Origin of the sequence: Actinoplanes sp. NPDC024001 (assembly GCF_040638955.1) — a bacterium.
Classification (GTDB): domain Bacteria; phylum Actinomycetota; class Actinomycetes; order Mycobacteriales; family Micromonosporaceae; genus Actinoplanes.
In genome coordinates this window covers 34,677-60,755 of the sequence record NZ_JBEZZB010000017.1, presented here as the reverse complement: position 1 = coordinate 60,755, position 26,079 = coordinate 34,677, and the positions used below count along the sequence as shown (strand labels likewise).

Below are 26,079 nucleotides of genomic sequence, written 5' to 3'. Positions count from 1 at the left end.
ATCGCGTCGGCCGAAGGGGGTCCGATGACCACCACCACGACTGCCGGAACCGTCATGCCGGACGCCGGCCAGGTCGAGCGCAAACCGCTGATGACGGGCACCGCCCTGCTGATGATGAACCTCGGCTTCTTCGGGGTGCAGTTCAGCTTCGGCCTCACCCAGTCCGCGGTGAACCCGCTCTTCCTGCTGATCGGGGCCACCCCCGACCAGCTCCCGATCCTCAACCTGGCCGGCCCGGTCACCGGTCTGATCATCCAGCCGCTGATCGGCGCGATCAGCGACCGGACCTGGCATCCGCGCTGGGGCCGGCGCCGGCCGTTCATCACCGCCGGCGCGCTGCTCTGCGCGGTCATCCTGTTCCTGTTCCCGTTCGTCGGGATCCTCTGGCTGGCCGTGATCTGCTTCTGGCTGCTCGACGCCGGCAACAACACCTCGATGGAGCCGTACCGGGCGTTCATCTCCGACCGGCTGCCGAAATCGCAGCTGGCCCGCGGCTTCCTGACCCAGAGCATGTTCACCGGGGCCGGCGCGGTGCTGGCCAACCTCTCGCTGTTCATCCTGGAGAAGGTCGAGGCGCTGCAGCAGACCGCCGGCAACGGGGTGCCCTACTGGATGTACGTGTGCTTCATGATCGGCACCGTCTGCATCCTGCTCACCGTGCTGACCGCGATGGCGCGTACGAAGGAACTCACTCCCTCCGACGAGGAGATCGCGGAGGTGCGCGCCGCGCCGAAGGGCCTGCATCACGCGGTCCGCGAGATCGCCGACGCGGTCCGGGTCATGCCGGTCGCCATGCACAAGATCGGCGTCGTGTTCATGTTCCAGTGGTACGCGATGTTCATCTACTGGCAGTTCGTGGCGGTCAGTCTCGGCGAGACGGTGTTCAACACGACGCCGGAGGCGAACGACGCGGCCTGGAAGGAAGCCATCGGCTGGAGCGGCCTGGAGAACGCCGCCTACAACTTCGTCACCATGGTGTCCGCGCTGTTCCTGGTCGGCTTCGCCCGGCGGATCGGCGCCAAACGCGTGCACGCGGTCGCGCTCGGTCTGGCCGCGGTGTCGCTGATCTGGCTCTCCAACATCAGCAATCAGTACGTCGCGCTGGTCCCGATGATCGGCCTGGGCATCTTCTGGGCGAGTGCGGTCGGCATTCCGTACCTGATGGTGGCCAGCATGGTCCCGGCCAAGCGCACCGGCGTCTACATGGGCATCCTGAACATGATGATCGTGGTGCCGATGCTGATCCAGACGGTCACCTTCGGCTGGATCTTCGAGAACCTGCTCGACGGCCGGGGCAGCAACGCGATCATGCTGGCCGGTGTCCTGCTGGGCATCGGGGCGATCGCGATGCTCTGGGTCAACCCGCCCGACGAGGCCGACGAGTCGCCGATCGTGCCGCTCGGCCACAAACGCAGCATCACCGTCTACGACCGGGTCGTGGTCGGCTCGGACGGCACCCCCACCAGCCTGTACGCGGTGGACCGGGCCGCCGAGGTGGCCCAGGCCGCGCAGGCCCGGCTGGTCGTGGTCACCGCCTACCGGGAGAGCCCCTCGACCACCCCGCCGGCCGAGGGCGCGCACCGCGACATCGAGGGCATCGACGCCGCCCGCGAGGCCCTGGAGAAGTCGGTCACCGGGCTCACCCGGGAACGGGCCCGCTACATCGACCAGCGGCTGGTGGTCGGCGACCCGGCCCAGGCCCTGCTCGACGCGGTCGGCGCGAACCCGGCGAACCTGATCGTCGTCGGCAATCGCGGCCTCGGCGCCAGCCAGGGCCAGCTGCTCGGCTCGGTGCCGGCCGGTGTGGTGAAGAACGCCGTCTGCGACGTCCTCGTGGTGCAGACCTCCGCCCTCGACGAGGAGCGGGTGTTCACCGGTGAGGCGACCACCGGCTCAGCCGACCCGTCACCGCCGCCCGCCTAGGCTCCGGCGTCGCCCCAGACGGCCAGCTCACCGTGGGCCAGGCAGACGATGAGCAGGCCGTCCGGGCCGGCGACGGCCCAGGACTCCACGTCGGCGTCGGCGTCGACGGTCAGCTCCGAGCCACTGGCGAAGGTGATCCGCAGCTCGCCGGTGTCGCAGGTGCGCGCGGTCCGGACAACGTCGCCGAGCAGGGTCGCGATGGCGTCGGACGGATTGTCGCCGGGCACCACCTCGGCATGGCCGCACGGCCCGTCGAGACGGATGACGGCCTCGATCAGCACCTGGCGTCCACCGGTGAACCCGAGGACCACGGCGTGGCCGAGCCAGACGTACTCCAGTTTCCGCCCGGCCAGCAGGTCGAGCGGCACGGCTGGGGTCATGGGCACCTCGATCGGCTCGTAGGACCAGTGATGGCCCGGACCGTAGCCCGCCCCGCCATAAGAGAGCCTTAACGACGGTGGACTTGTTCGACTCGTGACGGTGCGCACCCCGTACGACGTGGGGTTCTCCGCCCGGATGGGCGGCCGGTGCCGCGCTGGCCGATTCCGTGGTTACCGGCCGCGATGCCGAGGTCTACGGTGGGTGGTGAAGGCTCGGCCGCGCCGCGAAAGCGCACCCGATTGGGGCGCGCCAAAACTTGATTCATTCCAGAAAAGCAGACTATCGTCATGCCCCATGACGTCCGACTTCGAGACTCAGCTCCGGGCGGTCTCGTTGCGCGTGACCAAACCCCGGTTGGCAGTGCTCACCGCACTGCACGACCACCCGCATGTCGACACCGACACGGTGATCGCGCTGGTGCGCGCGGATCATCCCACGGTCTCCCACCAGGCGGTTTACGATGTGCTGCGTGCCCTGACCGATGCCGGTCTGGTGCGGCGCATCCAGCCCGCCGGCGCGACCGCCCGCTACGAAACGCGGGTCCGGGACAACCATCACCATGTCGTGTGCCGATTCTGCGGTGCGATTGCCGACGTCGACTGCGCCGTCGGCCGCGCTCCCTGTCTCACGGCCTCGGACGACCACGGGTTCGTGATCGACGAGGCAGAGGTCGTCTTCTGGGGCACCTGCCCCGATTGCGTGACCACATCATCCGCTAATGCAGAAGGAAGCCGATGAGCGACATTCAAGACCCGAAGCAGACCGGCTGTCCGGTTGCGCACGACTCCGTGACCGCGCACGGCAGCGAGAGCGAGAACCCGGCGATCGACGCGCCCACGCCGAAGACCGGTGGGCGCCCACGGACCAACCGTGACTGGTGGCCCAACCAGCTCGACCTGTCCGTGCTGCACGCCCACTCCTCCAAGGGCAACCCGCTGGGCCCGGACTTCGACTACGCGAAGGAGTTCGCCAAGCTCGACGTCGAGGCCCTCAAGCAGGACATCGTCGAGGTGCTCACCACCTCGCAGGACTGGTGGCCGGCCGACTTCGGTCACTACGGCGGCCTGATGATCCGGATGAGCTGGCACGCCGCGGGCACCTACCGGATCCACGACGGCCGTGGCGGCGCCGGTGACGGCGGCCAGCGCTTCGCCCCGCTCAACAGCTGGCCGGACAACGCCAACCTGGACAAGGCGCGCCGCCTGCTGTGGCCGGTCAAGGCCAAGTACGGCCAGAAGATCTCGTGGGCCGACCTGCTGGTGCTCGCCGGCAACGTGGCCATGGAGTCGATGGGCTTCAAGACCTTCGGCTTCGGCTTCGGCCGCGAGGACGTCTGGGAGCCCGAGGAGATCTTCTGGGGCCCGGAGGACACCTGGCTCGGCGACGAGCGCTACGCCTCCGAGAAGACGATGGCCGAGGGCGTCGGCGCGACCGAGATGGGCCTGATCTACGTCAACCCGGAGGGCCCGCGCGGTAACGCGGACCCGCTGTCCGCGGCGCACTTCATCCGGGAGACCTTCGCCCGGATGGCGATGAACGACGAGGAGACCGTCGCGCTGATCGCCGGCGGCCACACCTTCGGCAAGACCCACGGCGCCGCCCCGGCCGACAACCACGTCGGCGCGGAGCCGGAGGCCGCCCCGCTGGAGGCCCAGGGCCTCGGCTGGCTGAGCACCCACGGCAGCGGCAAGGGCGCGGACACCATCACCAGTGGTCTCGAGGTCACCTGGACCGACAAGCCCACCCAGTGGAGCAACCGGTTCTTCGAGATCCTGTTCGGCTACGAGTGGGAGCTGACCACCAGCCCGGCCGGCGCGAAGCAGTGGGTCGCCAAGACGACCGACGAGATCATCCCGGACGCCTTCGACCCGAACAAGAAGCACCGCCCGACGATGCTCACCACCGACCTGTCGCTGCGGGTCGACCCGGCGTACGAGAAGATCTCCCGCCGGTTCCTGGAGAACCCGGAGGAGTTCGCCCAGGCGTACGCCAAGGCCTGGTACAAGCTGCTGCACCGCGACATGGGCCCGGTCAGCCGCTTCCTCGGCCCCTGGGTGCCGGAGGCCCAGCTGTGGCAGGACCCGGTGCCGGCCGTCGACCACGAGCTGGTGGGTGACGCCGACGTCGCCGCCCTGAAGGCGAAGGTCCTGGAGTCCGGCCTGTCCACCAGCCAGCTGGTCGCCACCGCGTGGGCGTCGGCGGCGAGCTTCCGCTCCACCGACAAGCGCGGCGGCGCCAACGGCGCCCGTCTGCGCCTGGAGCCGCAGCGCAGCTGGGAGGTCAACCAGGGTACGGGCGACGTGATCGCCGTGCTCGAGAAGATCCAGCAGGAGTTCAACGCGGCCGGCGGCGCCAAGATCTCGCTCGCCGACCTGATCGTGCTGGCCGGTTCGGCGGCCGTCGAGAAGGCCGCGAAGGACGGCGGTGTCGAGGTGACCGTGCCGTTCCACCCGGGCCGCACCGACGCCTCCCAGGAGCAGACCGACGTCGAGTCGTTCAAGGTCCTGGAGCCGCGCGCCGACGGCTTCCGCAACTACCTGCGGCCGGGCGAGAAGACCCAGCCGGAGATCCTGCTGGTCGACCGGGCGTACATGCTGAACCTGACCGCGCCGGAGATGACCGTTCTGGTCGGCGGCCTGCGCGCGCTCGGCAACAACTTCGGTGGCGCCCAGCACGGTGTCCTCACCGACAAGCCGGGCGTGCTCACCAACGACTTCTTCGCCAACCTGCTCTCCCCCGGCACCCGGTGGAAGGCGGCGGAGTCCGCGGAGCACGTCTACGAGATCCGCGACCTGGCCACCGACGAGGTGAAGTGGACCGCCACCGCGGTCGACCTCATCTTCGGTTCCAACTCGCAGCTGCGCGCCCTCGCCGAGGTCTACGCCAGCGCCGACGCCCGCGAGAAGTTCGTCAACGACTTCGTCGCGGCCTGGACCAAGGTCATGGAGCTGGACCGCTTCGACCTCGTCTGACCCCCGCACCACCCGGCGAGCCCCGGTCGATCCGCACGGATCGGCCGGGGCTCGCGCCCTTACCGGGTGATCCAGACCTGGTTGTGCGGCTCGCCGTCGACCCAGCGGAGCATGTCGCCGGCGAGACGGCGCAGCTCGCGCGGATCGAACTCCTCGACCGGCGCGCCGAACGCGGTGTGGACGATGGCCAGCACCCGCCAGAGCAGGCCCGTGCCGGCCCGGCGGGTCAACCCCAGCTCGCCCTCCCCGCCGATGCCCCAGCGGGTGCCCGGCGCCTCGGCGATCACCACCTCACCGACGTACGCGGTGACCCGCTCGACCGTGGCCCGGTACCAGGGGTCGAAGGGCGCCTGGGCGGCGTAGGTGCCGCCGGCGAGCACGCCGTAGTAGGACCTCCCGAGCGTGGGCTCCGCGTCCTCGGCCAGCAGCAGGTCGCGCGAGTCCCGCAGCCAGGCCCAGAGCTCGTCGAGCGACTCCCGGGTGCCCTCCAGGGCCAGGCCGGACAGCTCGCGCAGCCGGTCGGTGAGCGGCGCCGTGCTGGTGTGCCAGGCGATCAGCGTCGCCTCCTGCTCGACGCTGAGCCGCGGCTCGCTCGCCGTGGTCACCGGCGGCACGCCCAGCTCGGCGAGCTGCCGCAACAGGTACGGCCGGTGCCGCGGCTGGTCCCGGTCGAACTCGATCTGGTAGAGGTCCCGGGCCTCGGTGAGGCGGCCACGCGCAGTCAGGATGCGGGCGTGCAGCCGGATCTCCGGAAGCCGGTACGCCCCGCCCACCTCGATCGGCTCCTGGTTCTGCAAGCGCTCCAGGATCACGTCCACCGACGTCAGCGCGTTCAGCGCGGGCAGCATCCGGCCGGCGACCACCTCGCCGAGCGACGCCTCGTCGCTGAGGTCCCCGCGGTGTTCCAGGACGCACTGGTGGTGGATGTCCGGCAGGTGCAGCCGCACGTACGCCCCGGCCAGGAGCAGGTGCTCGTCCGGCTCACAGCCGAACCGGTGGTCGAGGGTGATGACGTGGGTCAGCTCGTCGTCGACGACGCGGATCAGCCGCTCGCCGTCGCGCGTGAAGCCGGTGAGTTCCTCCACCGTCCGGAAGGCCCGGTCCATCGCGGCCATCCACGGCGGCCGCTTCTTCACGGACTTCTCCCACTGCCGTCGCAGCGCGGTGGACAGCCGCTGGGCCGGCACCGCCGGCGCGGTGATCAGCACGGCCTCCCGGTCCACGTGGTCGACCGCAGTCACCCCCGGCACCGTCCGAAGGAACTCGACCATCTCGGCCACCAGATCCTCGCGATCCGAGGCCACCTCCTCCAGAAAGACCAGCTCATGCGTGTACATGTCCCCGAACCGGGTCTCCCCGAGGCGCCAATCATCATCCACGGCGGTCAGTATGCCGCCAACCGGGGATGAGATCCTTCCCGGATGCGGGAAGATCTCGACCGGGTGCCGTGGAAGCTGCTGCGGCACAATTACGGCCGGGCCACCGACGTGCCGGCCCTGCTGCGCCGGTGCGGCGACCGCGACGTGTCCGCGGCCGGCGACGCCCTCGACGACCTGACCAATCTGCTCTACCACCAGGGCGGCTGGGTCTGCTCGGCGGCGTCCGCCGCGCTGCCGTTCCTGCTGGACCTGGCCGAGGACGTGACGGTCCACCATCGACCCGAGACGGTCGCACTGGTCGCCCGGCTGGTGGACGAGGCGTCGATCGTCGAGGCGCGCTTCGTCGACCAGGACTGGCCCGGGGCGGTCGAGCCGGCCGTCCCGCGCATGCTGGCGCTGCTCGACGATCCGGACCCGCAGGTACGCCGCGAGGCGACCTACCTGGTCAGCCGGCCCGGACTGCCCGCCGGCACGGCCGTCGCCGCGCTCACGCAACGCTGGCGTACGGAGACCGACCGGATCACCCGCCGGGACCTGGCGCTGGCCCTCGGTGCCCTGCTGGCCCGAGATCCCAGCGAGGACAGCCTCCGCTCCGAGCTGTACGCCGCCCTCGACTCCTCCGACAGCCAGCTGGGCCTCGCCGCCCTGCACGCACTCGCGCCGACCCTGCCGGATCTGCCGGTGCGGCGGCTGGCCGAGGCGGTGGCTGCGGTCCGGCACGACGACGCCGCCGACTGGCAGGAGTCCGCGTGGCTCGGCGGCGGCTCACGACAGGTGATCGTCAACCAGACGGCCCGGTTGCTGCGCCACGATCCGGCGTCGGCGACGACGTTCACCCTGGCCGTCGGCCGCGCCGCGGACCGCGACGAACGGATCGCCGGGATGCAGCAGGCCGCCACCCTGCTCGCCGAATGGCGTGCCGTCGCGCCCGGACTCGCCGACTTTCTCGCCGAGCGGCTCGCCGACGACGACCCCGAGGTGCGTTTCCGCGCCGCGTACCTGATGGGCTGTGTGCCGGCCACCGCATCGGGTGACGTGCTCGCCGGCCTGGCCGCGGACGCGGCCCCGCGTGACACCCGGCAGTCCACCACGGTCGGCGACGCGGCGGCGTGGGCGCTCGCCCGGCTGAATGATCCACGGTGTCTGCCCGCACTGGTGGAACGCCTGACCGGCCCGCGGGCGCGTGGGCGCACTGGCGGATGACGGGCGATCCGGGGACGGCTCTGCCGGCGCTCACCCGCCAGCTGGACGCCGGCATGCGCCACGAGCAGCTGCGGGAGCTCGGCGATCCGGGCACGCTCGCGGCCGGCACGGCCGATCGGTTGCGGCAGCTGGCCGGTTCCGGAGACGACTGGGTACGGGCGGAGGCCGCATACGCGCATCATCGCGTCACCGGTTCCGCGGAGGTGGCCGTCCCTGTGCTCACCGAACTGGTCGCCCCGCTGGCCGAGGGTCGCTGCCTGCCGGTGATGATCACTGCCCTGGAGCACCTCGCCGCGATCGGCCCGGCAGCCGCCGCCGATCCTGTCGCCGCAGCAGGGCCCGCCGGCGCGGCTGGGACGGTCGCGCGGGCGGTGCTGAACAGCCCTCGCCGACTGGCGTATTCCGGCAGTTGGCGGGTGTTCGCCGAGGACGAGCGCCTGCGCGCCGCGGCGGACGCCCTCGCTTGACGCCAGCCCACAGAACGCTAGCCCCTCAGACCACCAATCCTCAGGAAGCCGGCCCTCAGGAAGCCGGCTCGATCGACACGGCGCCCACCCGGGTCTGCACCTCGATGCGGTGCTTCGAGGCGGGATCCTGATCGACCGTGACCTTCGACCGGCCGATTTCCGTGGTGACCGAGACCGCGTAGGCCGTCTCCGGCGGCAGGCCGAGGCTCACCGCACCCACCTCGGTCCGGACCGCCAGGCTGGCCGGCGCCTTCGTGAACTCCAACTCGGTGGCGCCGGCCTGGCTGCCGACCTTCACCTGCGGGGCGCCCAGGCCGCTCCCGCGGATCGCACCCGCGTCGGTCGTCACCTGGACCGGCCCGGTCAGCCCGGTCAGCGTCACGGCGCCGGCTTTCGCGGTGACATCGGTCCGCGTCTCGGCCGGCACCTGGATGCGGAACTCCACCTCGCACCGGATGCCGTCGTCGCGGCACCCGGTCTCGGTCAGGGTGAACCTGCCGGACTGCACGCTGTGTGCCGTCTCCGGCCGGTTCTCGCCGTAGCGGAAGCGTTCGGTGACCCGGATCGGACCCGGCCCGGCCTCGATGGTGATCGCGGCGGCGCGGGCGTCCACGACCACCGCGTCGACCGGCTCGTCCACCTGATAGGACTGCTCGTCCGAGGTGAGCGCGGCGTCACCGCAGGCCGCCAGCACGGCGAGCAGAGCCAGCACGGACAGCACACGCCGAGTCACCGCCATGACCCCACGGTGTCAGCCTGACCAGCGCTGAGGCAACGCCGCCACGCCCGCCTTCGCGGGCTGCGCCCTCTGCCGTCCGGCTGACAGCCCCGCGGCCCCGCCCCGCGTAGGCTGACCGGCCACGCTGCTCAGGATCCGATCAGGAACCGCCGGACGGCTCGATCGCCCTCGGCGTTGCGGCCCTGGATCGAGTGACCCATGCCGCGGATGACGACCAGCTTGCCGCAGGGGGTGCGGGCCGCCTGTTCCCGCGCCCACTCGACCGGTGTGGACAGGTCACGGTCACCATTGAGCAGTAGCACGGGCATCATCAGCTGGTCGTACGGCGGCTCGGGGTTGGGCCGCGACGGCGGCCAATGCCGGCAGCCCTGGATGATGCCCTGCTCGATCGCGGTTTTCGCCTCGAAGGGCCAGGCCTCGTCCGGGGAGATCTTGTCGAGGGCGCGGGCGACGGCCTCGTCACGCTCGCGCAGCGTCGCGGTCGCGTCGCCCCACGGCGCGCTGCGCAGGTCGGCGCAGAGGGTCGCCAGGTGCAGGCCGGCGCTGAACTCGGCCGGTGGCGTGGCGCCGCCGCCCTGCAGGTCGGCGATGGCGGCGGTCAGCGGGCCGGGATCGCCCTGTGCCGCCTGATGCAGCAGGTCGAGCACCGGGAAGAAGGTCTCCCCGGTCAGTTTCGGATCGACGATGCTGGCGATCACGAGCAGGTCGAAGACGCCGACGCCGATGTCGTGGCGGCGGACCACCCGGGCCAGTTCGGCGGCCGGGTCGTAACCGCATCGCTGCTCCTGGCACGCGCGCCGCAGGACCGTGCCGGACCGGCGCAGGCTGTCCAGGTAGAGGGCGTCCGGGTCGTTCTGCGGGACGACCGAGTCGAGGACCATCCGGGTCACCCGGCGGGGATGGGTCAGGCCGTACTGGGAGGCGACGAAACTGCCGTAGGAGACGCCGTCGAGGGTCCACCGCGGCACCCCGAGCGCCCGGCGCAGATCCTCCAGGTCGGCGACGGTGTCCGCGGTCGTGTAATGGTTCCGGGTGCGCCCGAGCTGGCCGGCGCATTCCCGCACGGCGGCCGCGGAGGGCGGGGTGATGTCCGAGGAGCCCACCTCCGCCTGCACCCGGGGGCAGTCGATCGCGCCCGCGCCGGTCCCCCGCTGGTCGATCATGACCAGCCGGTAGTCGTCGACGAGATAGGACAGTCGCTGGGAGATCCGCGGGACGAGGGCGGGCCCGGGCTGGCCCGGGCCACCGGAGAGGACCAGCAAGACGCCGCGGGGCGCGTCCGCGTTGTCCGCCACCGCGACACGCAGCCGCAGCTCTCCGGGCACGCGCCCGCTCCGGTCGAGCGGCACGGTGAGGACGGAACAGGTGTAGGTCGCGATCTCGGTGCACGGCTGAGCCTCGGTGAGGGCCGGCCGGGCCGGGCGCTGCTCGCTCGCCGCGGGGACCCCGAGCGGCATCAGCAGCGCGAAGGTCGCCAGGACTACTGCCGGGATTGTCATGTCGCCATGCGACACCCGGCCGGGCGGCGCGGCGTTGGACTTTCATGCGCGTTTGCCGTCAGGCGAGCATCCGCTTGACGGTGCTCGGCGACCGGCCGAGATGCTTGCGGACGACCCGGGTCAGGTGTGACTGGTCGGCGAACCCGTAGCGGGCCGCCAGGGTGCGCAGACAGTCGGCGCCGTCCTGCAGGTCGCTGAGCACGGCGCGGACCCGCATCCGGTTGCGGTACTCGGTCAGCGTCTCCCCGGTGACCCGGCGGAAGATCCGGCTCAGGTGGTGCTCCGAGCAGTTCACCGCCGCGGCGATCTCGCCGAGGCCGAGCGCGAACCGGCGGTCGGCGAGCACCTCGCGGGCGTCGGAGACCAGGCGCCGGTGCAGGACCGCGGTCGCCGGCCGCGCCGGGCCACCTCGGGCGGCGCCGTCCGGGGCCGCGGCGAGCCGGTCCATGATGGTGTGCACCTGTTCGGCCACGGCGAGCAGGTCGTCACCCCGCCGGCAGGTCGTGAGCAGCAGCCGGTGGTGCAGGTCCAGCGCGTCGTCGAGGCGGAACTGCCAGACGCCCCGCGGCCACCGGTCCGCCACCTCCGGATCCAGCTCCACCGCGGTGAAGGTGTCGCCGCAGCCCAGCGGGTGCGCCACGCGCATCTCGTCGCCGGGCCGGGTCAGGGTCGCCACGCTGCCGTCGATGAACAGCTCCTCGCCGTTGACCCGCAGCAGGTAGGCGCCGGAGCGGGGCAGCACGAGCCGGTGGCCGGTCTCGTACCCGGGCGGGCTGAACCGTCTGCCGTCGACCCCGCACCGCGCCTCGAACAGCCGCACGCCGTCGAGGTGCCCGAGGCACCTGCCCGAGCCGGGCTGGCCGGCGTATCGGGCCCTGCACTGCTGGCATGCCCGTCCCATGGAACCTCCGCGAGCCGAGTATGCCAGCCGCCCCGCGGGGAATCGACAATCGCGCATGGACGACGTATGGTGCAGGACCGGTGGGAGCGCTCCCACCTCCGCCTTCCTACCACCCTGGGGGGTTCTTCATGAGCCGCGCCATTCGTGTCCTGCTCGTCGGCGGCGTTCTGCTGACCGGCGCGGCCTGCGGCACCGCACCGAACGCGCCGACCGCCACCGGAGCGAGTTCCGCCCCGAGCGCACCCCCGGCGATCGCGGCCACCTGCGAGGCGCTCGCCCAGGCGTACGGGAAGAACATGGCGCCGCTGGCGCAGTCGCTGTCGGACCTGGTCGCCGACCGCAAGGCGGTCGCGCCGGCGCAGCAGGCGCTGGCGGCCTTCGCCACCGCCGTGCAGGACGCCACCAAGGGCAGCGAGGACCGCCAGGTGCGCGCCGACGGCAAGCAGGCCGCCGACCAGATGCGGGCCAAGTCCACCGACAAGGCGTTCTTCAGCACGATCAAGAAGCCCGAGGACGTCGACAAGACGATCGGCCCGACCCTCACCGAGTGGCTGGCGCCGGTCCAGCGCCACTGCACCTGAGCGGGCGCCGGTCAGCCGCGCAGCGCCCGGAGGTATTCGCCGGGGGTGGTGCCGACCGCGGCACGGAAGTCGTTGACCAGATGCGCCTGGTCGGTGTAGCCGAGCCGGGCCGCGATGGCGGCCGCACCGGCCTCGCCGTCGACCGCGAACTGGCGGACCACGTCCTGCAGCCGCACCCACCGCCGGACCCACGCCGGGCCGTGCCCGATCGTCTCGCGCAACGCCCGCTGCACCGTGCGCGCCGACGCGCCGGCCGGCAGCGGATCGCCGCGGTGGATGGCGGCCACCACGTCGTTGGCGAGCCGCTGACGGGCGGTCAGCGGCCGTTCGGCGGCCATCTCGGTGATCAGCGCGGTGGCCCGTACGATCCGGGACTCGACGTCGGGAGCGTCGGCGACCGCCCGCAGCAGCGTGTGCAGCCGAGCGTCCAGCCCGGGGCCGACCGGCAGGGTCCGGTCGGCGACGGCCTGCGGCGTCAGGTCGCTGACGACCGCCAGCCCGGCCGGGCGCAGCCGGATCGCGAACGCCCGTCCCGACCCGGCGATCTCCCGTGACCAGGCGCGGGCGTGCACGCCGGTCAGCACGAGCTCGGCGGGAACCCGGCCCTCCTCGACGGTGAGCGTCACCGCCGGGTCGGTGACAACCCGCTGCTCGATGCGCTCGCCGCCGGGCAGGTTCCAGGCCACGGTCCAGAAGTGGTCGACCACGGCGGCGATCGCGGCGCCGGCCGGGTAGATCGTCGCCGCGTACCGGGTCAGGTTCTCCGGGTGCAGCACGCCCGACCGTTCGGCCCGGCCGAGCAGCCGCGGGGTGTTCGTGTCGCGAATCTCCAAGACCTCTCTGCCCGCCGCGTACAGGATGGCGCCCATGCACAGCACCGACTACGTCAACACGTTCATCATGGTCGCGGCGGACAGCGCGGCGGCGAGCGCGTCCGTTCCACCGCAGCGGGCCACGCCCAGCGTCGCCGAGCGTACGTTCCGGATGATCGCCGAGGCGCCCTACCGCTACACGTCCGACGACGTGATCTTCACGGTCTGGGCCGACCGGCAGGATCTGCCGGAGGCCTCCCGCGCGGCCGCGCGGGAGACCTTCTTCGCCAAGGGCCAGCCCTGCCTGCGCTCCAGTGACCTCGGCAAACGGTACGGGTGGGGCATCCACTGCGACGCGCACGGCCGGGTCGCCCTGGCGGCCGTGGGCTCGGCCGAGTACGACCAGCTGGCCGCCGGCCGCGCACCGGACGGGACCGCGGTGACGGTGACCCGGGCGATGCGCAGCAGCCGCCGGTGAGGGGTCACGCGGGTTCCCGGTCCGCGACGAAGTAGTTGCTCTTCTTCGGCTGCTCGATGCCGGCGTGGCGGCCGCGCGGGCGTGGCAGCTTGACCATGTGCGGGATGTGCTTGGCGCAGTGGATGTAGGCCTCCTGGACCCGGGCCACGACCCAGAGCCGGGCACGCAGCCCCGGTGGCGTGCCGGCCTGCTCGTCGGGGTCCTCGACGATCTCCGCGGTGCCGTTGACGTGCAGGCCGATGACGTCCTGGAAGTCGATGAAGAGCAGTCCGACGTGGCCGTTCTCGGTGATGTTGCCGAGGCTGGCCATGACGCCGTTGCCGCGGTACTCCGGCCAGCTCAGATGCTCGTCGTCGAGGACCCGGACGAATCCGGGCGGCCCGGCACGGAAGGTGCTGTCGCAGCTGCCGCCGGCGTCGGCGGTGGCGAGGAACATCATCTCCTGACGGCTGATGAAGTGGCGCATCGTGTCGTTGAGGTGGTGCAGGGTCTGCCGCGCATCGAAGGCGTCGGCTCGTTGCCGGGTGCCGAGTCGGTCCTGCAGTTGCCGCTCACCGTGGTTCATGATGGCCCTTCCTGCTGGCGGATACGCTGCGCCACAGTTTCAGGGAGTAGTCAGCCAGTTGCACAGAGTTGCAACTTGCAAAGAACGGGCTCTAATGTGGCCGATCCGGGCACGTTCGCGCAGCCCGGCTGGAGCACGGCACTCTCCCGAGGTCCCACCCTCGCCCGATGGCATATCACCCGATCGGGTTACCGCGAACACTTCCGCGCCGTCCGGCGAAGAGCGGTCGAGAGGATGGTGACAGCCGATGGAGACGGACGTTGATGTGGCTCCCGGCCCCGACGGCCGGCACGTGCGCACCGACGCCGAGCTGATCGCCGGCGCACGCCAGGCGCCGGAATGCTTCGCGACGGTGTTCGACCGGCACTACGGCCGGATCTACGCGTACGCGGCCCGGCGGCTCGGCCGCGACCTGGCCGAGGACGTGGCGTCGGAGACGTTCACGGTGGCGTTCAGCCGGATCGGCGGATACGACACGGCCCGCCCGGACGCGGCGCCGTGGCTCTACGGCATCGCGTCCAACCTGATCGCCCGCCACGGACGGGCCGAGTCACGGCGCTACCGGGCGCTCGCCCGCCTGGCGCCGGAGGAGGCCGTCAACGGGCACGACGACGCCGTCGCCGGCCGCCTCGACGCGGCCACCCAGCGGGGGCGGCTCGCGGCGGCGCTCGCCCGGCTCTCCGGCGGCGAGCGGGACGCGCTGCTGCTGGTGGCGTGGGCGGGCCTCAGCCAGCTCGAGGTGGCGGCGGCGCTCGACGTCGCGGCCGGCACGGTCCGGTCCCGGCTGCACCGGGCGCGGCAGGAGATGCGTACGGCTCTGGGAGAAGGGGACCTGTGATGAACGAGATCGACGTGCTGCAGGAAGTGTTCGGGCCGGACGAGGTCCCGTCGGCGGCGGCCCACGACCGGGCCCGCGCGGCCCTGCTGCACCGGATCAACGACCCCGGGCCGGCCCGCCGGCGGCCGCGCTGGGCGATCCGGATCACCGCGATGGTGGCGACCGCGGCGGCGGCCGCGGTGGGCATCGTGGCACTGGAGAACATCGGCGCCGTCGACGAGCGCGGCACCAGCCGGCCGGTGGTCGCGGCGCTGCCGTTCGCCAAACCGGCGAAGGCCGCCGAGCTGCTGGAGAACGCGGCCTGGGCGGCCGCCCGCAAGCCCTGGGCAATGCCCCGCGACGACCAGTTCATGTACGTCGAGACGATCTCCACGTTGAACCGCAGGAAGATCCTGGAGGCCGCGCCGAACGGCCCGCTGGTGCCCGGCAAGACCGAGACGGTACGCCAGGAGACGTGGATGCGCGTCGACGGCGACGTGATGGCGTCGCGTGAACGGGGCGGCAGACTGGAGGTGACTCGGCGGACCGCGACGATGTCGTGGGGCACCATCCCGTACGCGGATCTGGCCGGGCTGACCACGCCGGAGAAGTTCCAAGGGTGGCTCGACGCTCCCAAGACCTTCGGGGCGGACCCGGACGCGCTGCTCATGCAGCAGGTGCTCCCGCCGGACGTGGAGGCCGCGATCTACCGGTGGCTGGCCCGCCAGCCCGGTGTCCAGGTCGACCTGCACTCGGTGAACCTCGACGGGCGCCCGGCCATCGCGCTGACCTGGACCGAGGAGGGCTACCTCAAGAAGGATCTGCTGTTCGACCCGCGGACCTACGCGCTGATCGGTGACCGCCTGGTGGCCGTCGACGACCACGTCAGGGAGTCCCTCGACGGGACCACGCGGATCAAGGCCGGCGACGTCTTCCGGCTGGTCGTGCGCAGCCGGGCCGGCATCGTCGACCGCCCCGGCGACACGGTCTGAGACAGCCGGTCAGACGTCGGCCTCCAGGGCGAAGGTGTTGCCGTCCGGGTCCTGGAACCACGCGATGCGCCCGCCGCCGGCCCGCGCGGTGATCCCCTTGGGATCGTGGTCGTACTCGTCGTAGCGGACCATCTCGACGCCGGACGCGGCCAGCTCGTCGACGATCCGGTCGAGATCATCCACATACCACGTCACGAGGGTCGCGCGGGTCTTGCCCGCGGTGACCGACTGGTAGACGTTCAGAGCCGGTTCGCCGGCGGCGCCGTAGACCCGGCTGCCGTCGGCGATCCTGGCGCTGGGGCCGGACTGCAGCACCGGGAGGCCCAGCTTGCCTTCGTAGAACTCGACCGCCCTCGTGATGTCGGAGACGGCGATCGACGCTCGGAGAGGAAACGCGCTCAAGGGCATAGGCCACCCTCTCACAACCCGGCGGCCGGCCGGCGCCTCCAGCGCACCAGTGGCCCGTAGACCAGCCGGGCGAAGTACGGGCCGGTGAGCCGGCGGAAATCCGCGGAGCTGTTGTCGCGCGGGAACGGCTGCTCGGGGACCGGCCTGCCGAGGAACGCGCAGAGCGGCGCCCACCCGTCCGTGGCCCGGAAGGTCAGCAGCCGGTCGGGCGGGAAAGCCGCCTGCACCTGCTCGACGTGCCGGGTGAAGACCGATGTCAGGTACGCACGGTCGGCGAGCCGGTCGTCGAAGAGCGGCTGTTCGATGGTCTCCCGGGTCATGGCCAGGAACGCGCGCAGGTCCGGGCTCACCCGCTCGGCCACGCGGGCGGCGACGCGGGCGGGTCCGCGCGGCGGGTCGACGCGCTGCTTGAAGATGGTGTTGCGGGCGCTGTCGTACCAGGCGTCCGGGTCGCGCACGGTGAGCACCAGCTTCGCCTCCGGGAAGGCGTCGGCGAGCTCCCGCCAGTAGGCGGCGACCGGCCAGTCGACCGCGCTGCGGAAACCGCCGAAGACGCGGTTCCAGTCCGGCGCGGCGCCGCGGGCGATGTCGAGCCATTGCCGCACGCGCTGGGGGTCGCTCATCACGTCGAGCATGTGATAGCACGGCCCGAAACCGAGCACGTCCAGCGCCGACCGGAGTGACGTGGTGCCCGTGCGCGCGAAACCGACGCCGATCACCTGCAGCACGATCGCCTCCCCGCCGATCCATGAAAGTCGATCCGATGCTACCGGCGCGCCCGCCCTCACCGGCGGTAGCGCACCGTATTCTCATCTCGCACCCGAGGGAGATGGGGAATCATGCGGATCACCGTGCTGGGCGCTGGTTCATGGGGTACCACGGTGGCGTCCGTCCTCACCCGCCGGGATCACGAGTCGCTGATCTGGGCGCGCAACCCGGCCACCGCGGACGAGATCAACGCCAAGCACACCAACGAGCGCTATCTCACCGGTTTCCCGCTGCCGGGCCGGCTTCGCGCCACCTCCGATTTGGCCGAGGCGGCAGCTCACGCAGAGCTGCTCGTCGTCGGCGTGCCGACCGGGGCCTTCCGCGCCACCCTGGAGCAGGTCCGGCCGGACCTGCACCCGTGGATCCCGGTGGTGAGCCTCAGCAAGGGCCTGGAGCGTGACTCGCTGCTGCGGATGACCGAGGTGATCAAGCAGGTGCTGCCGGGACATCCCGCCGCCGCGCTCACCGGCCCCAACCTGGCCAAGGAGATCATGGCGGGCATGGCGGCGGCCACGGTGATCGCGACCGAGGACCTCACCGTCGCCACCGAGATCCAGCGGGTGTTCCGGCGGGGTCTGCTGCGCGTCTACACCAACCACGACGTGATCGGCTGCGAGGTCGGTGGGGCGCTGAAGAACGTCGTCGCCATCGCCACCGGCATCGCCCAGGGCCTGGGCGTCGGCGACAACACCCGGGCCGGGGTGATCTCCCGCGGGCTGGCCGAGCTGACCACGCTGGCGGTCGCGATGGGCGGCGAGCAGACCACGCTCGCCGGGCTGGCCGGCATGGGCGACCTGGTGGCGACGTGCATCAGCCCGCACAGCCGCAACCGGCACGTCGGCGAGCAGCTCGGCCGCGGCCGGAGCCTGGACGACATCCTCGCCGAGATGGGCCAGGTGGCCGAGGGCGTCAAGACCGTGCACGCCGCGGTGCAGCTGGCCGACCGGTACGGGCTGCCCATGCCCATCACCCGCACCATCCACCGGGTGATCACCGGCGACATCACGGCCGAGCGGGCCTACGACGGCCTGCTGCGCACCCACCCGGCCGGCCACGAGTCCGAACCCGGCTGACAGCGGGCGGGCCGGGTGCCCGGTCAGGGGGTGGGGAACTCCTCGACCGGCTTGTCACGCATGTAATCGGCCAGGGTTTCGTAGACCGCGGGATTCACGATGCCGTGCGACATGCGGTCGGTGTGGCCGGCCCAGTCCGGGTTGGCCAGGTAACCGGCGACCACCAGGGACCGGGTGCCGACCACCAGGGCGGCGGTCTTGTCGTCGTCGGTGGTGCCGGTCTTGCCGAACACCGGGTGGCCGACCACGTCGCGGACCTGCGCGGCGGTCGCGCCGCCGCAGGAGCCGAGCTGGGCCTGGTCGCCGACCGGGCAGCGGGCCGCGTCGAGGGTCTTACGGGCGACGTCCGCGGTGGTCGCCCGGGTGCAGGCCGCTCCGCCGGCGTCGACCTTGCTGCCGTCCTCGGTGGTGATGCTCTCCACCGGGGTGGGTGCGCAGTATTCGCCGTCGGCGGCGAGCGTCGCGTACGCCGCGGCGATGTCCAGCGGGGTGGAGGCGGAGACGCCCAGGGTGAACGCGCCCCACTCGTGCGCGGCCTCCGGGTTGTTCGCCCGCTCGGCGTCGTCGGGCTGGCGGAACTGCACACCGAAGCGCTTGGCCACGTCGACCACCTTCTCCGCGCCGACCCGCTCCTGCAGCGGCACGAAATAGGTGTTCACCGACCGGCCGAACGCGGTCCACATGGTGAAGTTGCCGCTCTCGCTCGCCGAGGCGTTGGACGGGCAGTAGTAGCCACCGCAGCCGGCCGGGGCGGCCGAGTCGAGGTAGCGCGACTTGTAGCGCTGCGGCGAGTAGATCGTGGTGTCCAGACCCATCCCGTTCTCCAGGGCGGCGACCATGGTGAACATCTTGAACACCGAACCCGCCTGGTAACCGGGGATGTCCGCGCTGCCGGTGATGATCGGATTGGTGGTGTTCGGATAGCTGCCGCGCACCCCCTTGCGGGCCTCGGCCGGGTTCGAGGAGAGCTTGTTCTTCGGGTCCTCGGCGTCGTCGTTCTTGAACTTGCGGTTCGCGGCGAGCGCCCGCACCGCGCCGGTGCCCGGCTCGACGGCGGCCAGCATCAGCGCGTTGGGGTCGTCGTCCTGCTGCCGCTCGGTGATCTCCTTGCGGGCCGCGGACTGCGCCTCCAGGTCGAGCGTGGTGACGATCCGGTAGCCGCCGCTCTTGAGCAGGCGCTCCCGATCGTACGAGGTCTCGCCGAACGCCTTCTGGCTCAGCCACCACCGGTGGAAGTAGTCGCAGAAGAAGCCCCAGTGGTTCTTCGCCACCGACACGCAGCCGCTGCTGGGGCGTTTCGTGGTGCGGCCCAGTTTCACCTTCTTGGCCGCGGCGGCCTCCTCGGCGGTGATCTGCCCGAGCTCCAGCATGTTGTTGATGATGTAGTCACGCCGGGCCAGCGCCTGCGGATAGCCGGTCTCGGTCGTGGGGTCGAACGCGGTCGGCGCCTTGACCATGCCGGCCAGCAGGGCCGACTCGGCGACCGTCAGCTCCGCCGGGGTCTTGCTGAAGTAGACCTGGCTGGCGGCGTTGATGCCGTAGGCGCCGTTGCCGAACGGCGCCATGTTCAGGTAACGCTCGAGGATCTGCTGTTTGGTGAGGTCCTTCTCCACCTGCAGCGCGTACTTCATCTCGGCGATTTTGCGTTCCGCGGTGTCCTTGGTGGCGTTCACGACGTCCTGCGGATCGGTTGCCGAATAGGCCAGCGCCATCCGCACGTATTGCATGGTCAGCGTGGAGGCGCCCTGCTTGGAACCGCCCTGATTGTTGTTCACCAGGGCGCGGGCGACGCCTTTGAGGTCGACGCCGTGGTGCTCGAAGAACTTGTGGTCCTCGGCGGCGACGATCGCGTCCTGCATGTTCTGCGAGACCTTGGCGAGCGGCACGTCGCTGCGGAACTCGTCATACATGACCGCGATCTGGGTTCGGCCGTCGGCCGCGTAGATGCGCGAGACCTGCGGCGATGACTGCTCGATCAGCTCGGTGGGCATCTCACCGAGCTCCTCCGACCCGGCCTTGGCCGCCAGCCCGGACATCGCGACGGCCGGGAAGGAGGCGGCGGCAACGACCAGCCCGGCGAGCAGACCGCACAGGGTCAGCACCGCCGCGCTGCGGAGCAGGGGGCGTTCGGGAAGGGCAGTCACCCGAACCAGGCTAACGAGCCGATTCGGCGTCGTGCAGGGCAAGGGAAATCCGTCACACGAGGTTTAACCGCCGCCTTTGCCGCCGCTGAGAAACGGCTGAGGAAATGCGCCGGGCAGGCATCGACAACGGCGAGACGGGGTACGGATGGGCGTCGATGCGGATATCTGTTCGAGGAGCACCCATGAACGACGTGGCCAAGGCGAACACCACCCAGCCGCGGGACTGGACGCCGTCCCGCGACGAGATGGAGCGGGCCACGTGCAACGAGCCCTACCCGCCGGCTCAGCCGGTGGCCGGTGGGCTGGTGTAAACCGTCGGGTCACCCTGCTTGATCCACACGTTCGGGTGATCGATCGGCAGGAACGACCGGTCACCGCCCGGCTCGCGTGAGGTCGGCACCGTGTCGCCGTTGGGCAGATGCATGATGAAGTTGACCGGCTTGGTGTCGTCCACCAGGGCGATGTCGTACTCCGCCCAGCCGTCCTCGATGCGGGTCGGCGGCATCGGCCGGTCCCAGGCGATCTGCGCGAGCAGTTCCGGGTCGACCGCGTCGCCCCACAGGTGCAGGCCCCATCCGTCGTAATCGCCGGCCGGGCGCTGGTAGTGCAGCGTGGCGGTCTGCAGCGGCGGCCCGGCGTAGCGGACGGTGCGCACCGCGCTGGTCACGGTGGTGCCGTCCGGCTCGGTCAGCACGGCCCGGTAGCGGATCTGGGTGCCGGTGGCCAGGTTGAGCGCCGCCAGGTCGTCGAAGGCGGTGTAGGCGGGCGACGAGCTGTCGGTGCCGATCCGGGTCCAGGCGGCGCCGGCCACGCTGCGCTCGAAGCGGACGACGTGGGTGCCCCGCTCCGGGTCGGCCACCGCCCGCACCTCGACCCGGCCGCGGACGTTGCTGTTCTCTGCGGGTGCCTCGATGGTCAGCTGCGGCGCCGGAACCCGGGCCGCGCGGGCCGGGCTGGTCGCGGTGTGCCGCCCGTTGTCGAGGACCACCGCGCGGTACTGCACCGGGGTGCCGGCCCGCTGCGAGCTGACGTCGTGGAACACCCGGTAGGGCGCGGTGTCGTCGGTGCCGATCGGCGCCCAGCCGCCGTTGCCGACCTTGGCGTAGAACGTGACCTCGTAGAACGAGTCCCCGGCCACCGAAGCCTCGACCCGCATCCGGCTGCGCGACTCGGTGGCGGGCGCCGGCGCGGCCAGGCTGATCGCGGGTGCCGCCTTGGACTTCGGGATCCGGCCGTCCAGGGCGTACACGACCGCCGACAGCGGCGGCACCGTGAGGCTGAGCGTACGGTCGGCAGCGCTGCGCACCCGGGCGGGACCCGTACCGTAGATCAGCTGGAACGTGCGCTTCCCGGCGTACGTCTCGATGTTTGCCGATTGGGTTTGCTCGCTGTTGTTCAAAGCGACCAGATATTCGCGCTGCTGGCCGCGGTCGATGCGGGAGAACGCGTAGACGCCGGAGGCGTCGGTCGCGAACCGGTGCTGATGCGCCCCGTCGCGCAGCGCGGGGTGCTGGCGGGTGAGCGCCGCGAGCCCGCTGATGGTGCGGTAGAGCGGGTGGGACGGGACGAAGTTGTCCTGCGCGTGGGTGGCGCCGGTGCCGAGCAGGTCGTCGTCGAGGTATTCCGGCACCCGGCTGGCGAACATCGTCTGCCGGGCGTCCTGGTCGCCGCCGGGCCCGGTGAAGCCCTGCTCGTCGCCGTAGTAGACGACCGGGTTGCCGCGGGAGAAGTACATCAGCTCGTGCGCCAGCCGGTCCCGGGCGACCCATTCGGCGTCGCCGGCGCCCGGGTTGTCGGTCACCACGAAGGTGCCGATCCGGCCCATGTCGTGGTTCCCGAGGAAGGTCGGCAGCTGGTAGACGTTCGAGTCGGCGTCGGTGTACCAGTCGTCGGCGGCGAAGAACGCGCCGAGGTCGCTGGTGGGCCGGCTGCGCGAGGCGAAGTTGCGGGCCGCGTCCTGGAACGGGAAGTCGATGACCGCCTGCATCCGGTTGCGGGTGGTGTACTGCGAGGTGAAGCTGCGGCTGGTGTCGAAGACCTCGCCGAACATGAAGAACTCGCGCTTGCCCTGCTGGCGGGCGAACTCGAGCACCTCGGGGCCGAACTTCTGCCAGAAGGCGTCGTCGACGTGCTTCATGGTGTCGATCCGGAAGCCGTCGACGCCGAAGTCGGCGATCCACGTCTTGTAGATGTCGATCATGCCGCGGACCACGCGCGGGTGCTCGGTGAACAGGTCGTCGAGGCCGAAGAAGTCGCCGTAGTACGAGTTCTCGCCGGTGAACGTGGTGTCGCCGCGGTTGTGGTAGAGCGTCACGTCGTTGAGCCAGGCCGGCACCTTCAGGTCCCGCTCGGCCGGGTCGAGCACCGGCGTGTACGGGAACGACACCTCCGGGTCGAGCGGCGGGAACGGCCCGGGATCCCGGTCGTCGAACGGCACCCCGGCGGCGGTCCGGTAGGGCTCCACGTCCTTGCTGACGTAGGGCTGCCGCGCCCCCTCCTCGTACCCGATCACGTCGGCCGTGTGGTTGGTGATGATGTCGAAGTAGACCTTCATGCCGCGCGCGTGCGCCGCGTCGACCAGGGCCCGCAGCTCCTCGTTGCTGCCCAGGTGCGGGTCGATCCGGGTGAAGTCGGTGATCCAGTAACCGTGGTAGCCGGCCGACGGCCCGTCCTCCGGCTGCACCGGCTTGTTCTTGAAGCTGGGCGTCAGCCAGATCGAGGTGGTGCCCAGCCCGCGGATGTAGTCGATGCGGTCCAGCAGGCCGCGCAGGTCACCACCGTTGTAGAAGCCCTTGCGGGTGGGATCGAACCCGGAGACCAGCGGATCGGCCGGCAGCCCGCCGGTGTCGTTGGTGGTGTCGCCGTTGGCGAACCGGTCGGCCATGACGAAGTAGAAGTTCTCATCGGTGACCGGGGCCCGCAGCGAGTGCCGGCCCGGCAGGCCCTTGTCACCGGCTGCGGCCGGTGTGACGGTCAGCGCGGCCCCCAGAACCGCGGACAGGACGACGGCTACGTAGCGACGAATCGACATGCGTTCCCCCTATGCCCGACAGCGGTGATGATTCCACGCTGGAGCGGCCGGCGGCAGGGCTACTCGTCGATGTTCACGTGGCCCGGATGGTCGAGCAGGAAGCGGGCCACCCGGTCCTCGACGACCGCGGCGAAGAACTGGCGCACCCCGTCCGGATACTGTTCGCCGAGGTAGCGCCCGTTCTCGAAGAGCGCCGACCCGGGCAGGTCGATCGCCGTGACGTGCCGGGCGCGCAGGCCCTGGAGTTCCCCGGCCCACGCGGTGAGGCTGTGCCCGCCGTCGACCAGGGTGAGCGAGTCGCCGACCGCGGCGACCAGGCGCGGCAACTCGGCCGGGTCCCGGCTGACCCGCTTCGCGACCGCGGTGAGGAACTGGCGCTGGTGCCGCTGGCGGTCGTAGTCACTGCGCGGCAGCCCGTAGCGCTGCCGGACGTAGTCGAGCGCCTCCCACGCGCTCAGCCGAACCGGCTTGTCGCTGCGGTGATAGATCTTCTGCTCACCGGTGTACGGCCGCAGGCACCGGTGGTGCCCCTGGCACTCCGGGAGCCGGTCGCGCGGGCTGCCGTCGGGCTTGCGGTGCTCGGAGGCGACGTCCTGGTCGATGACCATCTTCACCCCGCCCATCGCCGCGACGAGCTTCGTGAACCCGCCGAAGTTGATGATCGCGCCGGCGTCGAACTTCGGGATCCCGGTGACCTCCCGAACGGTCTGGGACAGCAGCTGGAAACCCTGGGCGGGACTGAAACTGGCCGGGCCGGTCCGGCTGCCCAGCGCCATCGCAGCGTTGATCTTGGCGCGCTGGGCTGGGCTGCCGGACGCCGCGAACGCGGGGATCTGCACCACGAGGTCGCGCGGGAGGGAGAACAGGTAGACCCGGCTCCGGTCGGCCGGGACGTGCGCCACGACGATCGTGTCGGCGAGCGGGATGGTGTGCGAGCCCCGCGGGTCGATGCCGACCAGCAGCATGTTGAGCGGGCCGTCGATCTCCGCGCGGGAGCCCGCGTGCCCGGCCCGGGCCACCAGGGCCGGCAGCAGCAGGAGCAGGCATCCGAGGGTGACGGCGAGCCGGGCCCACAGCGGGGTTTTCGCGGACCTGGACACTCGGCCTCCTACCACCCGTTTTTACCGATTAGCGAATCATTACATGATTCGTCACTTCAGCAGGCGTTGATAGCGTGCGGCGATGCACAGCATCACCGCATTGATCGTCAATTCGGCGTACGACGACCGCGCGGCCACCGAGTGGGACGTGTCGGCTGTCGCGCTGGACGGCGGGTTGTGGCTGTTCCACCTCAGCCACTACTGGACGGCGTACCAGCAGGCCCGGCGCGGCACGACCGGCACGCTGGACGTGCCGTCCCGGTTCCCGCCCGTGTTCCCGCGCGAGGCCGTGGTCACCGATCTGGCTGGTGCGCTCACCGGCGCCGAGCAGCCGACGTTCGCGCTGGTCATGACCGACTACTTCGGCGGGGCCGGCGATCAGTGGGCGTGCGCCTACCAGGCCGGCCGGCCTGTGCCGGGCGCCGACGACATCAACAGCGCGCTGCGCGTCCTGGGCGTGCGGGCCGCGGCCGGGCGCGACGAGTTCGACACGGTCGGGCTCGGCGCGCACCGCAGCCCGCCGGGCTACCTCGACCGCTATGAGGACCTGTGCGACGAACTCGGCGTCTGACCCTGTTCTCGGCCGCGCTGGAACACGGCGTGCCCGCGCTGCCCGCGAGCGTGCCGGTGGGCACCGGCCTGTGGGGCGACTTCGGCTCGGTCGTGGTGCTGCGCCACGACGAGGAAGACGACCACGACCTGGTCGACGACGTGTATCGCCCGCTGACCGAGTCCGACCGCCGCGACCGCTGGCCCGCCCCGTCCCTGTGGGCGGCGCTCGGATGACCCCCGAGCTGCGCTTCGCCCGAGCCGAGGACGGGGTGACGATCGGCTACCAGGTCTTCGGGCAGGGGCCGGTGCTGATCTGGATGCCGTCGCTGAGCAACATCGTCGCGCAGTGGCGGATCCCGGCGCTGCGGGCCGCGTACCTGGGCCTGTCCCGGCACCTGACCGTGGTGCTCTACGACGGGCGCGGCACCGGCAGCTCGGACCGGGCGATCGACCTGACCGACCTCGGTGTCGACGCGCACCTGCGGGACCTGCGTGCGGTGCTGGACCACGCCGGGATCCGGCGTGCGTCGCTGCTGGGCTACTACCACTCGGTGGCGACCGCGATCGCCTTCGCGGCGCGCGAGCCGGGCCGGGTGGAGCGGATGGTGCTGTTCGGCGGGGCGCCCCGGATGCGGGAGGCGATGCGGCCGGCCCAGACGCAGGCGCTGCTGTCGCTGGTCGGGCAGGACTGGGGGCTGTTCGCCGACGCCGCCGCCACCGCGTGGCTGGGCTGGGACAGGGCGGCGTCCGGACGGTGGACGGCGGAGGCCTTCCGGACGGCGACCACGGCGCCGGTCGCGCAGGCCTGGTTCGCCGCCGCGGCGGAGATCGACGTCAGCGACGAGATGCCACGGGTACGGGCGCCGGCGCTGGTCCTGCACCGCCAGAGCGAGGAGCAGATCCCGGTCGAGGTGTGCCGCCGCCTCGCCGCCGGCCTGCCGGACGCGCGGCTGGTGGAGCTGCCCGGATCCACCCCGACGCTGTTCGTCGAGGAACCCGAGGCGGACCTGCGGCTGGTGACCGGCTTCGTCACCGACGGCCGGGTGAGCCGGCCGCCGAGCCGGCCGGCGGGCTTGCTCACCCCGCGTGAGCGCGAGGTGCTGCACCGGCTCGCGGCCGGCGACTCCAACGCCGAGATCGCCCGGCAGCTGGGGATCGCGGTGCACACCGTGGAACGGCACCTGGCCAACCTCTACCGCAAGATCGGCGCCCGCGGGCGGACCGACGCCGTCGCCTACGCCATGACGGAAACCCGTTACGAACGCTGACTGATCACCGGGACGCGCCGGCCGCC

The 26,079-nt window shown here is 71.5% G+C and carries 26 protein-coding genes; 14 read left to right on the top strand and 12 right to left on the bottom strand.

Going from position 1 to position 26,079, the window contains the following annotated elements:
* The first annotated feature begins 24 nt into the window (after positions 1 to 24).
* Positions 25 to 1,923: an MFS transporter gene (locus AB0F81_RS09470; RefSeq protein ID WP_360193617.1), complete on the top strand. Its 1,899-nt coding sequence runs from the start codon at positions 25 to 27 to the stop codon at positions 1,921 to 1,923.
* Here the strand turns inward: AB0F81_RS09470 and AB0F81_RS09465 are convergent.
* The gene (locus AB0F81_RS09465) at positions 1,920 to 2,303 is read right to left on the bottom strand and encodes a DUF6188 family protein (RefSeq protein WP_360193614.1); all 384 of its coding nucleotides are present in this window, start codon (positions 2,301 to 2,303) and stop codon (positions 1,920 to 1,922) included. The two genes, AB0F81_RS09470 and AB0F81_RS09465, sit on opposite strands and share 4 nt — an antisense overlap.
* A 295-nt stretch (positions 2,304 to 2,598) precedes the next feature.
* Between AB0F81_RS09465 and AB0F81_RS09460 the strand changes: the two genes are divergently transcribed.
* The gene (locus AB0F81_RS09460; RefSeq protein WP_360193611.1) at positions 2,599 to 3,042 is read left to right on the top strand and encodes a Fur family transcriptional regulator; all 444 of its coding nucleotides are present in this window, start codon (positions 2,599 to 2,601) and stop codon (positions 3,040 to 3,042) included.
* Complete coding sequence (gene katG / locus AB0F81_RS09455; protein WP_360193608.1) at positions 3,039 to 5,276, top strand: catalase/peroxidase HPI; 2,238 nt, start codon at positions 3,039 to 3,041, stop codon at positions 5,274 to 5,276. The genes AB0F81_RS09460 and katG overlap by 4 nt, the downstream gene beginning before the upstream one ends.
* A 59-nt stretch (positions 5,277 to 5,335) precedes the next feature.
* Here katG and AB0F81_RS09450 read toward each other — a convergent pair whose 3' ends face one another.
* Positions 5,336 to 6,655, bottom strand: a complete 1,320-nt coding sequence (locus tag AB0F81_RS09450; protein WP_360193605.1) for a hypothetical protein — start codon at positions 6,653 to 6,655, stop codon at positions 5,336 to 5,338.
* A gap of 42 nt (positions 6,656 to 6,697) precedes the next feature.
* Here AB0F81_RS09450 and AB0F81_RS09445 point away from each other — a divergent pair, with 42 nt between their 5' ends.
* A complete protein-coding gene (locus AB0F81_RS09445) occupies positions 6,698 to 7,858 on the top strand; it encodes a hypothetical protein (protein ID WP_360193602.1) in 1,161 nt (386 codons plus the stop codon).
* On the top strand, positions 7,855 to 8,325 hold the full coding sequence (locus AB0F81_RS09440; RefSeq protein WP_360193599.1) for a hypothetical protein: 471 nt from the start codon (positions 7,855 to 7,857) through the stop codon (positions 8,323 to 8,325). Before AB0F81_RS09445 ends, AB0F81_RS09440 begins: the two co-directional genes overlap by 4 nt.
* A gap of 55 nt (positions 8,326 to 8,380) precedes the next feature.
* Here the strand turns inward: AB0F81_RS09440 and AB0F81_RS09435 are convergent, their stop codons facing one another.
* The 3 genes from AB0F81_RS09435 to AB0F81_RS09425 form a co-directional block, all read right to left on the bottom strand.
* Complete coding sequence (locus AB0F81_RS09435; RefSeq protein ID WP_360193596.1) at positions 8,381 to 9,064, bottom strand: hypothetical protein; 684 nt, start codon at positions 9,062 to 9,064, stop codon at positions 8,381 to 8,383.
* 128 nt (positions 9,065 to 9,192) lie between these two features.
* Positions 9,193 to 10,563, bottom strand: coding sequence for an alpha/beta fold hydrolase (locus tag AB0F81_RS09430; RefSeq protein ID WP_360193593.1), 1,371 nt, complete (start codon positions 10,561 to 10,563; stop codon positions 9,193 to 9,195).
* A gap of 58 nt (positions 10,564 to 10,621) precedes the next feature.
* A complete protein-coding gene (locus AB0F81_RS09425) occupies positions 10,622 to 11,464 on the bottom strand; it encodes a helix-turn-helix transcriptional regulator (protein ID WP_360193590.1) in 843 nt (280 codons plus the stop codon).
* 128 nt (positions 11,465 to 11,592) lie between these two features.
* On the opposite strand from AB0F81_RS09425, the gene AB0F81_RS09420 reads away from it, so the two are divergent.
* Positions 11,593 to 12,045 (top strand): hypothetical protein, encoded by a 453-nt coding sequence (locus AB0F81_RS09420; RefSeq protein WP_360193587.1) that lies wholly within the window; start codon positions 11,593 to 11,595, stop codon positions 12,043 to 12,045.
* An 11-nt stretch (positions 12,046 to 12,056) separates the two neighbouring features.
* Here the strand turns inward: AB0F81_RS09420 and AB0F81_RS09415 are convergent, their stop codons facing one another.
* A complete protein-coding gene (locus AB0F81_RS09415) occupies positions 12,057 to 12,914 on the bottom strand; it encodes a helix-turn-helix domain-containing protein (protein ID WP_360193584.1) in 858 nt (285 codons plus the stop codon).
* Between AB0F81_RS09415 and AB0F81_RS09410 the strand changes: the two genes are divergently transcribed.
* On the top strand, positions 12,913 to 13,335 hold the full coding sequence (locus AB0F81_RS09410; RefSeq protein ID WP_360193581.1) for a DUF6157 family protein: 423 nt from the start codon (positions 12,913 to 12,915) through the stop codon (positions 13,333 to 13,335). The two genes, AB0F81_RS09415 and AB0F81_RS09410, sit on opposite strands and share 2 nt — an antisense overlap.
* 4 nt (positions 13,336 to 13,339) lie before the next feature.
* On the opposite strand, the gene AB0F81_RS09405 is transcribed toward AB0F81_RS09410, so the two are convergent.
* A complete protein-coding gene (locus AB0F81_RS09405) occupies positions 13,340 to 13,900 on the bottom strand; it encodes a pyridoxamine 5'-phosphate oxidase family protein (RefSeq protein WP_360193578.1) in 561 nt (186 codons plus the stop codon).
* Between the two features lie 247 nt (positions 13,901 to 14,147).
* Between AB0F81_RS09405 and AB0F81_RS09400 the strand changes: the two genes are divergently transcribed.
* Positions 14,148 to 14,738 carry an RNA polymerase sigma factor gene (locus tag AB0F81_RS09400; RefSeq protein WP_360193575.1) on the top strand — a complete coding sequence of 197 codons (591 nt, stop codon included), beginning with the start codon at positions 14,148 to 14,150 and terminating at the stop codon, positions 14,736 to 14,738.
* Positions 14,738 to 15,709, top strand: coding sequence for a CU044_5270 family protein (locus AB0F81_RS09395; protein ID WP_360193572.1), 972 nt, complete (start codon positions 14,738 to 14,740; stop codon positions 15,707 to 15,709). The genes AB0F81_RS09400 and AB0F81_RS09395 overlap by 1 nt, the downstream gene beginning before the upstream one ends.
* A 9-nt stretch (positions 15,710 to 15,718) precedes the next feature.
* On the opposite strand, the gene AB0F81_RS09390 is transcribed toward AB0F81_RS09395, so the two are convergent.
* Both AB0F81_RS09390 and AB0F81_RS09385 read right to left on the bottom strand, forming a co-directional pair.
* Entirely contained in the window at positions 15,719 to 16,117 is a 399-nt protein-coding gene (locus AB0F81_RS09390; RefSeq protein WP_360193569.1) for a VOC family protein, read from the bottom strand.
* An 11-nt stretch (positions 16,118 to 16,128) separates the two neighbouring features.
* Positions 16,129 to 16,845: a sulfotransferase family protein gene (locus tag AB0F81_RS09385; protein WP_360193566.1), complete on the bottom strand. Its 717-nt coding sequence runs from the start codon at positions 16,843 to 16,845 to the stop codon at positions 16,129 to 16,131.
* A gap of 111 nt (positions 16,846 to 16,956) precedes the next feature.
* Between AB0F81_RS09385 and AB0F81_RS09380 the strand changes: the two genes are divergently transcribed.
* Positions 16,957 to 17,958 carry an NAD(P)H-dependent glycerol-3-phosphate dehydrogenase gene (locus AB0F81_RS09380; protein WP_360193563.1) on the top strand — a complete coding sequence of 334 codons (1,002 nt, stop codon included), beginning with the start codon at positions 16,957 to 16,959 and terminating at the stop codon, positions 17,956 to 17,958.
* A 23-nt stretch (positions 17,959 to 17,981) separates the two neighbouring features.
* On the opposite strand, the gene AB0F81_RS09375 is transcribed toward AB0F81_RS09380, so the two are convergent.
* Positions 17,982 to 19,994, bottom strand: a complete 2,013-nt coding sequence (locus tag AB0F81_RS09375; protein WP_360193700.1) for a transglycosylase domain-containing protein — start codon at positions 19,992 to 19,994, stop codon at positions 17,982 to 17,984.
* 290 nt (positions 19,995 to 20,284) lie between these two features.
* On the opposite strand from AB0F81_RS09375, the gene AB0F81_RS09370 reads away from it, so the two are divergent.
* Positions 20,285 to 20,413, top strand: a complete 129-nt coding sequence (locus tag AB0F81_RS09370) for a hypothetical protein (protein ID WP_360193560.1) — start codon at positions 20,285 to 20,287, stop codon at positions 20,411 to 20,413.
* Here the strand turns inward: AB0F81_RS09370 and AB0F81_RS09365 are convergent.
* The gene (locus AB0F81_RS09365; RefSeq protein WP_360193557.1) at positions 20,386 to 23,133 is read right to left on the bottom strand and encodes an alpha-amylase family glycosyl hydrolase; all 2,748 of its coding nucleotides are present in this window, start codon (positions 23,131 to 23,133) and stop codon (positions 20,386 to 20,388) included. The two genes, AB0F81_RS09370 and AB0F81_RS09365, sit on opposite strands and share 28 nt — an antisense overlap.
* 59 nt (positions 23,134 to 23,192) lie before the next feature.
* A complete protein-coding gene (locus AB0F81_RS09360; RefSeq protein WP_360193554.1) occupies positions 23,193 to 24,233 on the bottom strand; it encodes an LCP family protein in 1,041 nt (346 codons plus the stop codon).
* Positions 24,234 to 24,315: 82 nt separating this feature from the next.
* Here AB0F81_RS09360 and AB0F81_RS09355 point away from each other — a divergent pair, with 82 nt between their 5' ends.
* Genes AB0F81_RS09355 through AB0F81_RS09345 form a run of 3 tightly spaced genes read left to right on the top strand, consistent with a single transcriptional unit; the run spans position 24,316 to position 26,053 of the window.
* Positions 24,316 to 24,804, top strand: coding sequence for a hypothetical protein (locus AB0F81_RS09355; RefSeq protein WP_360193551.1), 489 nt, complete (start codon positions 24,316 to 24,318; stop codon positions 24,802 to 24,804).
* The gene (locus tag AB0F81_RS09350) at positions 24,783 to 25,019 is read left to right on the top strand and encodes a hypothetical protein (protein WP_360193548.1); all 237 of its coding nucleotides are present in this window, start codon (positions 24,783 to 24,785) and stop codon (positions 25,017 to 25,019) included. Before AB0F81_RS09355 ends, AB0F81_RS09350 begins: the two co-directional genes overlap by 22 nt.
* Positions 25,016 to 26,053, top strand: a complete 1,038-nt coding sequence (locus tag AB0F81_RS09345) for an alpha/beta fold hydrolase (RefSeq protein WP_360193545.1) — start codon at positions 25,016 to 25,018, stop codon at positions 26,051 to 26,053. Before AB0F81_RS09350 ends, AB0F81_RS09345 begins: the two co-directional genes overlap by 4 nt.
* Positions 26,054 to 26,079: the final 26 nt, after the last annotated feature.